This is a genomic window from Flammeovirga sp. SubArs3 (assembly GCF_947387565.1).
Lineage (GTDB): Bacteria > Bacteroidota > Bacteroidia > Cytophagales > Flammeovirgaceae > Flammeovirga > Flammeovirga agarivorans.
The window spans coordinates 249,386-262,354 of sequence record NZ_CANDOA010000004.1; the positions used below are offsets into that span (position 1 = coordinate 249,386).

General features: G+C 33.7%; 12 protein-coding genes. 7 read left to right on the plus strand and 5 right to left on the minus strand.

The window, feature by feature from the left end; genetic code table 11:
• Positions 1–76: 76 nt before the first annotated feature.
• Positions 77–1,399, minus strand: coding sequence for a tetratricopeptide repeat protein (locus QL232_RS13355; RefSeq protein ID WP_168881745.1), 1,323 nt, complete (start codon positions 1,397–1,399; stop codon positions 77–79).
• Between the two features lie 205 nt (positions 1,400–1,604).
• Here QL232_RS13355 and QL232_RS13360 point away from each other — a divergent pair, with 205 nt between their 5' ends.
• The 4 genes from QL232_RS13360 (at position 1,605) to QL232_RS13375 (ending at position 5,012) form a co-directional block, all read left to right on the plus strand.
• Positions 1,605–2,018 carry a hypothetical protein gene (locus QL232_RS13360; protein ID WP_281614482.1) on the plus strand — a complete coding sequence of 138 codons (414 nt, stop codon included), beginning with the start codon at positions 1,605–1,607 and terminating at the stop codon, positions 2,016–2,018.
• A gap of 61 nt (positions 2,019–2,079) precedes the next feature.
• On the plus strand, positions 2,080–3,573 hold the full coding sequence (locus QL232_RS13365) for an acetyl-CoA carboxylase biotin carboxylase subunit (RefSeq protein ID WP_281614483.1): 1,494 nt from the start codon (positions 2,080–2,082) through the stop codon (positions 3,571–3,573).
• A 6-nt stretch (positions 3,574–3,579) separates the two neighbouring features.
• Complete coding sequence (gene bamE / locus QL232_RS13370; RefSeq protein ID WP_168881742.1) at positions 3,580–3,969, plus strand: outer membrane protein assembly factor BamE; 390 nt, start codon at positions 3,580–3,582, stop codon at positions 3,967–3,969.
• 377 nt (positions 3,970–4,346) lie between these two features.
• Positions 4,347–5,012, plus strand: coding sequence for an ATP-binding protein (locus QL232_RS13375; protein ID WP_281614484.1), 666 nt, complete (start codon positions 4,347–4,349; stop codon positions 5,010–5,012).
• A gap of 33 nt (positions 5,013–5,045) precedes the next feature.
• On the opposite strand, the gene QL232_RS13380 is transcribed toward QL232_RS13375, so the two are convergent.
• Positions 5,046–6,596, minus strand: coding sequence for a bifunctional response regulator/alkaline phosphatase family protein (locus QL232_RS13380; protein WP_168881740.1), 1,551 nt, complete (start codon positions 6,594–6,596; stop codon positions 5,046–5,048).
• A gap of 263 nt (positions 6,597–6,859) precedes the next feature.
• On the opposite strand from QL232_RS13380, the gene QL232_RS13385 reads away from it, so the two are divergent.
• Both QL232_RS13385 and QL232_RS13390 read left to right on the plus strand, forming a co-directional pair.
• Entirely contained in the window at positions 6,860–8,077 is a 1,218-nt protein-coding gene (locus QL232_RS13385; RefSeq protein WP_168881739.1) for a hypothetical protein, read from the plus strand.
• A 69-nt stretch (positions 8,078–8,146) separates the two neighbouring features.
• Positions 8,147–8,440, plus strand: a complete 294-nt coding sequence (locus QL232_RS13390; protein ID WP_168881738.1) for a Dabb family protein — start codon at positions 8,147–8,149, stop codon at positions 8,438–8,440.
• A gap of 79 nt (positions 8,441–8,519) precedes the next feature.
• On the opposite strand, the gene QL232_RS13395 is transcribed toward QL232_RS13390, so the two are convergent.
• From QL232_RS13395 to QL232_RS13405, 3 genes are all read right to left on the minus strand, one after another.
• Entirely contained in the window at positions 8,520–9,167 is a 648-nt protein-coding gene (locus QL232_RS13395; protein WP_281614485.1) for a hypothetical protein, read from the minus strand.
• Positions 9,168–9,387: 220 nt separating this feature from the next.
• Entirely contained in the window at positions 9,388–10,101 is a 714-nt protein-coding gene (locus QL232_RS13400; RefSeq protein WP_168881736.1) for a phosphoadenylyl-sulfate reductase, read from the minus strand.
• Between the two features lie 155 nt (positions 10,102–10,256).
• Complete coding sequence (locus tag QL232_RS13405) at positions 10,257–11,444, minus strand: hypothetical protein (RefSeq protein WP_168881735.1); 1,188 nt, start codon at positions 11,442–11,444, stop codon at positions 10,257–10,259.
• A 300-nt stretch (positions 11,445–11,744) separates the two neighbouring features.
• Here QL232_RS13405 and QL232_RS13410 point away from each other — a divergent pair, with 300 nt between their 5' ends.
• Positions 11,745–12,881: a hypothetical protein gene (locus QL232_RS13410; protein ID WP_281614486.1), complete on the plus strand. Its 1,137-nt coding sequence runs from the start codon at positions 11,745–11,747 to the stop codon at positions 12,879–12,881.
• Positions 12,882–12,969 lie beyond the last annotated feature (88 nt).

The window sequence follows — 12,969 nt, forward strand, 5'->3', positions numbered from 1 at the left end:
CCTCCCAAAATTGAGAGGCTTTTCTATAATATTTAACTTAAGTAAGTATTATTAGGGATGTCTATGTGAATAGAATTTACTTCTTAGTAGTAGTGGCTCCACTATTTTCATATTTTGTGATAAATTTTATTTGCTCTCTTGCGGCAACATTAAATTCACCAGGATAATTCTGAGAGAAAGTCATTTTAGCTTCTTTCCATTGTCCTTCTTTGATCTGAACTAAGCCTAGTAAGAAATTAGCTTTATAGCTCGTTTTCGATACTTTGTTGTTTCTCAAGTCAGTTAAGATCTCTGTAGACTTTTCATACTCATGGGCTTTCATGGCTGCAACGCCTTCCATTAAGCGTACATCTGGTAATGGAATCCCACATTGTTCAAATTCCTTAATGTGTTTATTGGCTCCATTGAGATCACCAAACTTTAATTCAAGATCAATAAGGTCAGCTAAGATTTTTACCTTTTGAGTGTTTTCAGGTTGAATGGAAACTTTGTGCTCTAATAGAACAACTATATCATGTCTATTTAAACTGTTTTCTTTAATCTCAATTAGTAAATCATAAGCGGGTTCAAAGTTAGGATCCATCTTAATGACATTGGTTAAGATCTCTTCTGACTTTTGAATATCATACAATTGGTAATGAGCCCATGCGATCTGATATTGATATTCGGGAGTCATCGTATTCACCTTACTTTTTAACTTACCATCTGTTACTTCTTTAAAAGCAATATTCGCATTTTTATAATCTTCTAAAGAATGGTGTGCTACACCTAATTCATAGTAATAATGATCATGTGCCTTACCTTTTTCCTTCTCCATTTGAGCAATAGCTTGTTGCATACTGGCTTTTGCTAGTTCATGGTTTTTAGTGATGTAATTATTGTACTTTGCATCCATGTATAGGATGTAATCATCTTGTGGATTAATGTTTTTGGCGTCGGCGATGTGTGGTCCAGCTTTTTCAAATTGTTTAGTTTTATCAAGGATATTGATAATTCTTGTTTTGTACTTTAACTTTTTGTCTGAATCAGTGACAATAGAATATGCAGCATCTAAGTGCTCTACAGTTTTGTTATAATCTTTTTTCTCTTTGTAGAGTAATGCAAGTTTAAGATGTGCATCTAAATAGTTGGGGTCTACCTTCGTTGCTTTTTCAAAAGCCTTTAATGCATCTTTTGTCTTTTTCGTTTTTAGGTAGACGATACCAAGTTGATATTGGTATTTCGGGTTATCAACATCTTTAGCAATAGCGACCTCATAAGCCATAATTGCTTCGTTGAATTTTCCCATCTCCGCATAAACTTCTCCTTTGACAAAATAATCTTCAGCACTGGTATCTTGAGCATAAGAGAAATTAATTAGAATTAAAGATGCAAAAAGAAAAGAGTAAAGTTTTTTCATTTCGTGCTATTTTAGTGGATAGTATTGGATTATTTAAATATTAAAGTCTTTATAATTATAACGTTTTTGGGTGTTATATCTTTCAGAATTTAATAAGAATTTTAGACTAAAGTATGATTTTAAGATAAAAGTTACTTTTTTAAGTAATTGACTATTAATATTTTATGAAATAGTATCACTTGAGGAATATACTGAAGAAGAAGTTATGAGTTGGAAGGAAAGGTTTAATGAATTAGAAATTAAGACATATGATAAAAAAGCATTAGTAGACCTATTAGAACAGGTAGATCTTTATTTATCAAATCAACAAATTTCAGAAGAAAATATTGTTGCAGGAACATGGGCTTCATTGATGTTGAAACCACCATTTTTTGGATTGATGCTACTTACTGATAGCTCACTATATTTTGTTGGTGTTGATCAAAAAACAAAAAAGTTGGAGAGTTTTGAATGGATGTTCTCTGAAACGGAAAAAATAGAAAAATTAGAAGATTCTAAATTGGGAATCACTAAAGCTATCGATATATTTTTCGATGGAAAGCAAATTAGATGGGCTGGTATGAAAGGATTTATACCTTCATCTTTTATATTGAAACTAGAAAAGGTTTGGCATACTTAAAAAGTAAAATCCAAATCGAAAACTACCAAAACATAACAACACATATACTTTACACACAAACATGAAGAAAATTAAAAGGTTGCTTATTGCTAACCGTGGTGAAATCGCGTTAAGAATTATCAGGTCTGCAAGAGAAGAGGGAATCTACACTTTAGCGGTATACAGTGAGGCAGATATTGATGCTCCACATGTACTTGCAGCAGATCAGGCTGTTTGTATTGGTCCACCTGCGTCTTCACAGTCTTATCTGGATATGGAGAAAATTTTAAAGGTTTGCCATGAATACAAAATTGATGCGATACATCCAGGATATGGCTTTTTATCAGAGAATGCCACGTTTGCAAAAAGGGTAGAAGAAGAAGGAATCACATTTATTGGACCATCACCAAAAGCTATTGAAGTGATGGGGAGTAAGCTGGAAGCCAAGGCCACCGTACAAAAGTTTAATGTACCATTGGTTCCAGGAGGAGATGAAGCCATAGATGATATAGAAAAAGCCGAGAAGATGGCTTTAGAGGTAGGTTATCCGATCTTAATAAAAGCCAGTGCTGGAGGAGGAGGAAAAGGAATGAGAGTGGTGGAAGATCCTAAAGATTTTACATCACAAATGGATAGAGCGGTGAGTGAAGCAATGTCTTCTTTTGGCGATGGAGCTGTTTTTATCGAGAAATATATCCAAAAGCCAAGGCACATAGAAATTCAGATTTTAGCAGATAAACATGGAAATGTCGTTCATTTATTTGAAAGAGATTGTTCAATTCAACGTCGACATCAAAAAGTAATTGAAGAGGCTCCATCAGCGGTGTTATCGGATCAGCTTAGAGCAGAAATGGGAGCATGTGCAGTGAGGGTCGCACAATCTTGCGATTATGTTGGAGCAGGTACAGTAGAATTTATTTTAGATGTAGACAATTCTTTCTACTTCCTTGAAATGAATACTCGTTTGCAGGTAGAACATACTGTAACGGAAGAAATTACTCAGCTTGATTTAGTAAAAGAACAAATTAGAATTGCTGAAGGAGAGGAGTTGGGTTATGCACAAGAAGACCTCAAAATTCAAGGGCATGCTATTGAAGTGAGAGTTTATGCAGAGGACCCTTATCAGAATTTCCTACCCGATACAGGTAAATTAATTCGATACCAAGAGCCTGCTGGTATGAGAGTAAGAGTAGACAGCGGTTATAGAGAAGGAATGGAAGTAAGCATGCACTATGACCCAATGATGAGTAAACTGATTGTTTGGGGCAAGGATAGAACTGAAGCAATTGCAAGAATGTTAAGAGCAATTGATGAATATAAGATCACAGGCCTTGAAACTACACTTCCTTTCTGTAAGTTTGTATTCCAACACGAGGCCTTTATAAGTGGAAACTTTGGGACTAACTTTGTGGGGGAATATTTTAAACCTGAATTTTTAGAAGAATCGTTATCAGAAGAAGAGGAGTTAGTAGCAATCGCTACAATTGCAGAACTTTTTTATAAAAAGAAAAAGTCAGAGGAAACATCTGAACTGACAAATTTGTTAACTCCATGGAAACTGAGAAGGTTGACATAGATAATAATGAAATATTTAAAACAGATTACTTTTTTAGGCTTAATTGCTTGCAACTCATTAATGTTTTCTTGTGCAAAACCATCTGGAATAACACAAGATGAGTTTGATATGAAAACATGGAAAAATGATCCAAATGCTTGTCATGGTGATAGAGAAAAATTAGAAAAAGACTTTATCTCTGTGAAAGATAAATTATTAGGATCAGGTATCTCTGAAGTAAGATCTGTTTTAGGAAAGCCTGATAGAGTAGATTTAGACAAACGTTCTACTAAACAATATGTCTATTATGTGACATCAGGTTCGCAGTGTGGATCAACGGGTAATGTAGAGGGGAAAAGGTATAAAATTTATTTTGATGCACTTGAAACTGTACGTGAAGTAGCTCCAATACTGTAAAAACTATTCACTCTCAATACTTGGTTTGAATGAAATATGGTATTATAGAACGATAGAGAGTGAATAGTTTACTAACTAAATTGAGTGAAGTTATTAATCATCAAATTTACTTTCAGGACGTGTGATTTTTCTTTTTCGATGTTTGTCATACATCCAACAAATTGTAAGCTGACAGCTAATGAGAATTGATTTTAGCAGTGATACATAGTAAGTTGTTAAAGTATCTGTACGATTTCACATAAAAAATATGTGATGTTTAAAGTTCGATAAAAAAAATTAAACAATAAAGTCTTAATTAATATTATAATTGCTTTTTTGTTTATACATGAAATGTTACTTCGAAATGTATAATTAGTTGTTTTATTAATTATATCACAATGGATCTCAAGTTTTTAAAACAGTTGGTCAATCAAGGAGAGGGGTTTAAGATTGAGTTTAAGAAGAAAGCGGCCGACCCTTTAAAAATAATGAAAGAGGTAGTTGCCTTTGCCAATAAGTATGGTGGATACTTGATAGTTGGTGTTGCAGACGATGGTAGAATAGATGGTTTTACTGATGTAGATGGAGAATTGTTTGTGTTAGAAAAAGCCATTAAATCAAGGTTGTCTGTAAAAATCGATTACACAGTTTATAAGGTGCAAGTCTCTGCAATGCGTCAGGTATTGGTAATCGAAATCCCGCCAAGTACTAAGCAGCCTGTATTCTTACTGTATAACCTAAAAAGAAGAATAGGTAAACCTTATATTAGAGTAGAAGATAAAAGTGTTCAGATGAGTAAAGTGATTCGAAGATTACTAAAAGAAAGAAGTAAATCGGAGGAACATGTTGTCTCATTTGGAGAAATTGAAAGGAAGGTACTCCAATTAATAGATCAGAAAGGGTATGTGACTGTTGATGAACTAGTAAAATTGGATATGGATGAAAGTGAAGTCGTTGAGGCCATCATTCGTATGTGCTTAGCAAATATATTACAGGAAGTTCCTAGGGAAGTAAATGATAGGTTTATTATACATCCATCATCTAAACTTGCCTGGAATACATAAAAAAAGGAGTAGCTTTTAAACCACTCCTTTTTTTTATTTCTTACCTAATTCAATAAATGGTATAATCATTTCATCAATAGAAATGCCTCCATGTTGGAATGTATCCTTGTAATAACTAACATAATAGTTATAGTTATTTGGGTAAGCAAAGAAATAATCTTCTGTTGCAAAAACATATGAGGTAGATACTTCAGTTTTTGGCAATCCAAAGTCTTCTGGATGTCTGGCCACTAAAACATTCTTTTTATTGTAAGAAAGGTTTTTACCTTGCTTGTACCTCAAGTTGGTATTGGTTTCTCTGTCACCAACAATTTTGTAAGGTTTACGCGTTCTTACAGTACCATGATCAGTAGTGATAAAGACCTTACAATCTTTTTCTGAAAGCATTTTTAGCATTTCATAAAGTGTGGAGTGCTCGAACCATGATTTTGTGATAGAGCGGTAGGCAGCTTCATCTGGAGCAAGTTCACGAACCATATTGGTGTCTGTTCTTGCATGCGATAACATATCAACAAAGTTATACACTACAGCATTGAACTTCTTATGCATTAAGGCATTGATTTGATCATTTACCTGCTTACCTTGTGAAGCTCTAATAATCTTGTTGTAAGAGTATTTATCTTTGATACCATGACGAAGCAGTTGTTCTCCTAAAAGTTCTTCCTCATAGTTGTTTTTACTTTCTTCATCGTTATCATTTACCCACCATTCAGGATATGTAGCTTCAATTTCTGATGGCATTAAACCAGAGAAAATAGCATTTCTGGCATACGCTGTGGTTGTTGGTAGAATTGGACAATAAACATCTTCTTTTATTGAGAATAAGTCTGCAACTAATGGCTCAATTACTTTCCATTGATCATAGCGAAGGTTATCTATCAGGATAAAGAAAGTACTATTGTCATTTTCTTTTACATATGGGAATACTTTTTCGGCAAGTAACTCATGAGACAATATAGGTCTTTCATCTGGCTCTTCCATCCAGTCGATATAATTGTCTTTGATAAACCTACAGAAGTTATGATTCGCTTCATTTTTCTGCATTTCAAAGACCTCACTCATACTTTTATTTTCTGTCTGATTGATGGCAAGGTCCCAGTATACAATCTTTTTATAAGTTTCTACCCAATCTTCCCAATCCATATCATTCATGAAAGACATCATGATGCTTTGGAAATCTTGTTGATAGGCAGAATTGGTTTTTTCGTCGACTAATTTTTTCTTATCCAGTAGTTTTTTTACAGATAATAGTATCTGTTTTGGATTGATAGGTTTGATAAGGTAGTCTGCGATTTTTGCACCAATAGCATCTTCCATAATGTATTCTTCCTCACTTTTAGTGATCATTACAACAGGAAGGCTAGGTTTAATTCGTTTAATCTGCTCTAAGGCTTCAAGGCCTGTCATACCAGGCATGTTTTCATCCAAGAAAATGATATCAAATTCTTCTTCCTCACATTTTTCGATTGCGTCGAGACCACTTAAAACAGGAGTTACATCATACCCTTTTTTAGTTAAGAAAAGAATATGCGGTTTTAATAATTCAATCTCGTCATCGGCCCATAAAATACGTTGTTGACTCATTCTTTTGGGATGGTTTATCTATAATTATTTTTTAATTATTACTTAAGACACGAACATAAAGTTTCGGTTGTAATATAAAAATATGGATTTATAACAAAATAAGAAATCTCTTAACTAATCCACTTAAAGATATTCGTAAAACGAAAATATTATTATCTTCTTAAAATTATTAGTAGAATATTGCGTTAGAAAAGAGAAGTGCTCGTCACTTGGTCAAAAACTAAGATAGAAAACCTACTTAAACCAAGAATAATAAAAATGTTATGGAGGAAAACTCAACAACCCCAAAGAAAAACTTACTCATCATCTTAGGTTCAGTTTTCGGTGGAATTCTCCTGATTACAACAATCGCTTTCTTTGTCTTTAGCGGAGACGATGATGAAATCCATCCGGATTTAGTGGTTATTGATGAATATATTAAAGACAATACAGTTTGGAACCTAAATGGAGATGCTGTAGAAGGTAGTGCGGTAGCTATATCTATGCGTTTACCCAATATGAACATTCAAGAAGTGGAAGAAGCTGTAGAGAGAGCTGATCAGAATGTTCGACAGGTAGATGCAGATATCAAACAGTTAAAAGGTAACTTTGGCGATGATACAGGACAGTTGGAAGAAAGTTTAAGAAACCTTCAAGCAGAGCTGTCTAATATGTCTGACATTTACCATTATACTGAAATTTTATCCGATAATATATCACAAAGTGATGCAAGTGGTCAGAGTGGAGCAGTACAAGCTGCATTAACTAGATTACTAGCTACAAGAGATGGATATATTAGAGATATCAATATCATGCAGGAAAATATCGATAAGGTTTTATCTGCAATGGAAAGTATGAGAAACCAAAGTGGGACGATTGGAGGAACAAAAGAAGCTATAGAAGAGCTAGAAGTGGCTAATAAAAGACTTTTTGAAGAAGGTCGATCACTATTAAGAACACTTTTTTCTTTTGAATATATCTATAACCAACACCGAAAGGCAGGGGCCTCTGGGGAAAGTATTGATGTATTTTATATCGCCTTACAAGATTATCTTTATGATAGAATCATTGTAGAGAAATCACAAAAGAGCTTTTATGCTAAGAAAGGGAAGTTTGATCGCGTAGTAGAAGAAACTAAAAATAGATTAGGTTCACTTGATGAAATTGTTGCTTTACAGCAAAAGCGAGAAGTGAAATTAAGTGAATATAATAAGCTTTCGGAGCACTTGGGAGCATTAAATGAACTGTATTCAGATGCAGGCATTACCTTAACAAGTAGTGGTTATAATGAAATGGAGTTTGTTACTGATGAAGATTGGGAGTTTTCTGTTTCAGATGATGGAGATAATTCTCCATTGGTGGTCGTTTACAGAGTAGAAGGAACTCCACTGACTTCAGGACTAGTTGTTGCCAAGGCAAAATATAATTTATCATTTGAGAATGAAGACGGAGATGAACTTCTTTTAAATGGTAAACTAGAAAATGAAATAAGTGCACAGTAAAAAGCGAAGATTTATTGCTAGATTTGGGCTTATCGTTTGTAAATTCGCACAAACTAAAAGAACAATCATATGATAAATCACACGGTTTTATTTAAAATTAAAGATGAAGCAACTTCATCTCAAGTTACAGCAATGATTAATGCATTAAACGCATTGGGTAACAAAATTGAAGAAATTAAGGAAATCCACGTTAAAGAAAATTTCTCTGATAGAGCAAAAGGTTTTAGCGTAGTACTTTATTCAATTTTTGAAACTGAGGAAGCATTGAATAAATATCAAGTGCACCCTGCTCATGTTGAAGTTGTTACTGACCATGTAAAACCTATTCTTGAGGATATTTTAGTGGCAGATATTGATTACTAATAACTGCACAAATGATAAGGTTCCTGTTGCAAAATGTAACAGGAACCTTTCTATTTAAATAATGAACTAATCTAACTATTTATTTTCTTTTTCCACCTCTATGGTGTCCTTGTCTACCTGCTTGGCGTTGTTCCATTTCTGCTGCTAATTCATCAACAGATTTAGTTGGATCCATTAGCAAGAACATAGGAGCTTTATTTTGGTCCATCATCATACCCATTTTACCATGACGGCCTCCTTTGCCTCCTCTTTTACCTTCAGCTCCTTCAGGTTTGTATTTGTCAAAAATAGCCTTCATATCTGCTTTCCACTTTTCCGCATTTTCTTTGTTATCTTCTTTTAATGCTTCGAAGTCCGCTTCATGATTGTCTACAATTGCCCAAGCATCTGTCATGATTAAACGCATTTCTTTTTTAGCAGCTTCAAATGCTTTACGTTGTTCTTCAGTAGGTTCTTGTGAACGATCTCTTTTAGGCATATTTTCTTTTTGTGCCTTTAGGGTGTTGATTCTTGCTCTTAAAGATTCAATTTCTTTTTTCTCAGAAGATGAAAGCTTCTTATCCAACTCTTTACGTTGTTCTATCATAACTGGAAGTACATTAGCTTTCATATATGCATTGATTTCCTTTTTTGCTTCCTCTCTCTTTTTAGGATCTCCTTTACCTTGACAAAATGCGAAGAATGATACTGACACTAGAGCTAATACGATTAATGATATCTTTTTCATGGTATTTAATTTTTTAAGCAAAGAACCTTCTGTTTGTTCTTGCTGATTGAATGATTTAATTATTGATACTTCAAAGGTGGAGGAAAGGATGCAGTATTTATAAATCTTTCAACGAACGATAAGTTTTTTTCAACGAACGAACCCATTCAGAAATAAAAAGGTAAAAAAAGAGGTCATCCTATTAAAGATGACCTCGATTGTTCCTTAAGTATTACGGTAGTTATTTTCCTAATGTAGTATGTAAACCACATTCTGTTTTACCTTGTCCTGACCAACGACCAGATCTGTCGTCAGACCATAAAGGTTTTGTAGGGTCTGCTTTTGCTGTACATGGCAAACATCCTACGCTAAAATACCCTTTAGCAACTAATGAGTGTAGCGGTAGTTTTCTTTCATTGATATATTGGAATATCATTTTAGAATCCCAATCTAAAATTGGGTGATAACGTAACACACCGTGCTTACCTTCTTCTTCCTTCTGCATTTGTGCTCTAACTGCAGATTGACCTTTTCTAATGCCATTGATCCAAACATCATGTTCTTTTAAAACATCTTCAATTGGTTCAACTTTATTAATGTGACAACATCTGTCAGGTTGGTTTTTATATAAAGGCTCACCATTCTCGTCTACTTGTTCTGAGACAGGAATGTTCGATTTAATATCAATTACGTTTATCCCTAGTTGTTCTGCTAGTTGATCTCTGAATTCTATTGTTTCTGGAAAATGATAATTTGTATCCAGAAAATAGACAGGAATAGACTTATCTATTCTACTGATAATGTCTAACAGAACTACGCTTTGTGGCTGAAAAGAAGAGCTGGCAAAAATACGTTTGCCCTCCGCTTTGTATTTCGCCAATTGCTCCGCAATCTCATCAATGCGTTCATCAAAAGATGTTGCAGAAGCTTGTGATATGATACTTTGCGATGACATAGCTGTTAACTTTTATTTAATCTACTAATTATATAGGATAAATGCGAAATAATGAAAAGTTCCTCTTTTTTCAAAATATTAGCACAAAAAAAAAGGATTCAACTGCAAATTATGTTGAATCCTTTTTTGGTATTTTTTAGCTGTATATCAAAAGATTAAAAACCTCTTTTAAGTTCAATACTTGCTCTAATAGGCCTAGAAACATTGCCTGCGTTGTCTTTAAAGCGAATGTAGACATGTTTCATTCCATCAGTTTCTCCTTTTAAAACCCAATTTTCAAATTTTGTTGATGCTTGCTGCCATTTTCCTCCGCTAAACGAAGAACTGTTGCTAATCATCATAAATTTTGCACCATCAGGTTGTATATCTAAAGTCACTTGCTTATTGATATCAGTGGTAGATTTTTCTCCATGGTTAATGCTCAAGCTGATATTTTGTGGTGCTTGAGTATCAATATCAATAGAAGCAGAATATGTCTGTGTCTGATTACCGGCTAAATCTTTATATCTAACATAGATCATTTTTTTACCATCACCATCTGTCAGTTTAATGGTTTTCTTTCCGTTGAACAATTCCCATTTACTATCAATAAATTTTGGATCTTGAGCAACGATCATAGAATCTACCTGACGACAAGTGAAGCTGACATTTACAGTACGATCTTGTCTGTTGGTGATTTTTGCACCGTCATTTATTTTTATGCCTCCAGCAAATGGAGCCGTTCTATCAACGGTAATTTCATCAGAAACAACTGGGGAAACATTACCTGCTTGATCTCTATATCTAGCATATATTTTTCTGATCCCATCATCGCCAGCAGTTAGTTCCCATTCTACGTAGTCATCTTGAATAAGACGCCACTTATTACCGTGGAAAGATGTTGTATTCCCTAATTGGTAATATTTTGCTCCTTTTGCAGAAAGAATCACACCTACTTTTAGACTGTTTTGGTCTGTTAAGTAGTTAGACGGAACATCCATCTTTACTCCAATGTCTGTAGGAGGTTCTGTATCTAAAATGATTTTTTTCATTAACGTTTTAGATTCGTTTCCATCTACATCCTTGAATTTGTAGTAAACGCTTTTCGTCCCGTCACCAGCAGACAATGTATAATTGAAAGGTGTTTGAAAACGGATCCATCTTGAACCTTCAAAAGATGGGCTGCCACTAGCCATCATTTGGGTAATTCCAGTTCCATGAATCTCAACAATAATTTTTGTTGAATTTGTATATTTTCCGGACTTATAAATTATTCTAGTTCTATCCAAAGGTGTTTGGGCAAAACTAATTTGACTACAAAGAATAAAGAATGAGAGAAAAATAATTCTCGTTAGAGTACTCATTTTAAGTATTTTTTATCAAATAAATGATGTAATTTTTCTAATTAACGTTTCAATAGCAAAAATAGTACTCAATTAAAACGCATTAACGGAACAAGATTTGTTAGTAATAGAAAAGAACAGAGGTTTACGCGGTTACACTATTATCATTATATCAATTTAACTAGCAGAAATTGACAGTAATGAGTAAATTTTAGAACTATTTTAAGTAAAGTACCGTATAAGTCTTATTAGTTTAGATAACAATTGTTAATTTATCAAGAGTTAGGTTATAACTAGTACTCTATTATTGGGATCATTAATATGATGAACAAAGAAAATATATTAAATATTTCATTAAGGTATTTAATAGTCTTTTTTACTGCAGTTTTCTTCTTTTTTGATTTAGAATCTCATGCACAGGAAGTGGTCGAAGGAGCGACATATTCACCGAGTTCACTTTCTCAGGAAGCAGTTTCAGTTAAAAGCGAATTATTTCCAACTAGCTCTGCAGAAGTAGGAGATACAACATTTACGATTTATGGAGATGCTTCTATTCCTTTTAAAATTTATTTTGTGAATGGAGCAGAGTATGACAACATCTTCAACCCCAATCCAACGGGGATAATATTGAATGGCAGAGAATTTAATTTCTTCTGTTCAATGGAAAAATCTATTAGACAAAATTACTCTAACGTTTTAGAGGCAAAAGAATTCGATTATTTAGGTAAATCTTATTTAATGCTTATTTCTTTTAGAGAAGATTGTTTAGGAGAAAATTGTAGATATCGTTGTTACAACGTTTTTGACATTACAGATAGAAATTCAATCCGTCAGACATCGTTCTCGAGTTTATTCCAAGGAACTGATAGTTTTGGTGACTTTAATAATGATGGTAAGCTAGATTTTGTTCGTGTGGCTCCTAAGCCTCCGAAAGATCATGTAGCTGGAGAGCCAGTAATTAATTATTTAGTTACAGCTTATACCATGAGAAGAGGTTTACCAAAACAACTTACGGATCAAGGAAATACATATTACCTATATGTAAAAGGAGATGAAGAAGCTACTTCATTTTCTGTATTACAGGCATATTGGTTCTTCAATATCAAAGACATTGAAGGAAAAGATGCTGAACCTACTACGTATTTTGCCGAGTACATCTCATTTGACCCAATGTACCGTTATTTATATAATCCTAACGGTGTGCGTATTGAGAAAAATAGATGGTCTGTCTTAATTACAGATGTGGGTGATTTAGAATCTGCTCAGGAGCAATGTCAAATTGTGAGGGAGTACGATATCGAGGATGTATATATCATGATTGATCAATACAGTGGAGATATCACTTATCAAGTATTTGCTGGAAATTTTGTAAGTAAGGAAGCTGCTGAAGCCTACCAAAGAAAATTAAATCAATATGGGGTAGATGGACAGCTTACTGATTTCTTAAATTCATATTAGTCTGGTAAATAACTGTACCGCTTATACTATTTTTTTATTTATTCAGTTGTATCATAAAAGGCATAAATTTTTCAAGCTTTTTATACAA

What these genes read in the sequence shown, in the direction of transcription:
- QL232_RS13365 (WP_281614483.1), top strand. Translation starts at nt 2,080, where the DNA reads ATGAAGAAAATTAAAAGGTTGCTTATTGCTAACCGTGGTGAAATCGCG.
- bamE (WP_168881742.1), top strand. Translation starts at nt 3,580, where the DNA reads ATGAAATATTTAAAACAGATTACTTTTTTAGGCTTAATTGCTTGCAAC.
- QL232_RS13360 (WP_281614482.1), top strand. Translation starts at nt 1,605, where the DNA reads ATGAGTTGGAAGGAAAGGTTTAATGAATTAGAAATTAAGACATATGAT.
- QL232_RS13395 (WP_281614485.1), bottom strand. Translation starts at nt 9,167, where the DNA reads ATGAAAAAGATATCATTAATCGTATTAGCTCTAGTGTCAGTATCATTC.
- QL232_RS13405 (WP_168881735.1), bottom strand. Translation starts at nt 11,444, where the DNA reads ATGAGTACTCTAACGAGAATTATTTTTCTCTCATTCTTTATTCTTTGT.
- QL232_RS13385 (WP_168881739.1), top strand. Translation starts at nt 6,860, where the DNA reads ATGGAGGAAAACTCAACAACCCCAAAGAAAAACTTACTCATCATCTTA.
- QL232_RS13390 (WP_168881738.1), top strand. Translation starts at nt 8,147, where the DNA reads ATGATAAATCACACGGTTTTATTTAAAATTAAAGATGAAGCAACTTCA.
- QL232_RS13410 (WP_281614486.1), top strand. Translation starts at nt 11,745, where the DNA reads ATGATGAACAAAGAAAATATATTAAATATTTCATTAAGGTATTTAATA.
- QL232_RS13400 (WP_168881736.1), bottom strand. Translation starts at nt 10,101, where the DNA reads ATGTCATCGCAAAGTATCATATCACAAGCTTCTGCAACATCTTTTGAT.
- QL232_RS13355 (WP_168881745.1), bottom strand. Translation starts at nt 1,399, where the DNA reads ATGAAAAAACTTTACTCTTTTCTTTTTGCATCTTTAATTCTAATTAAT.
- QL232_RS13380 (WP_168881740.1), bottom strand. Translation starts at nt 6,596, where the DNA reads ATGAGTCAACAACGTATTTTATGGGCCGATGACGAGATTGAATTATTA.
- QL232_RS13375 (WP_281614484.1), top strand. Translation starts at nt 4,347, where the DNA reads ATGGATCTCAAGTTTTTAAAACAGTTGGTCAATCAAGGAGAGGGGTTT.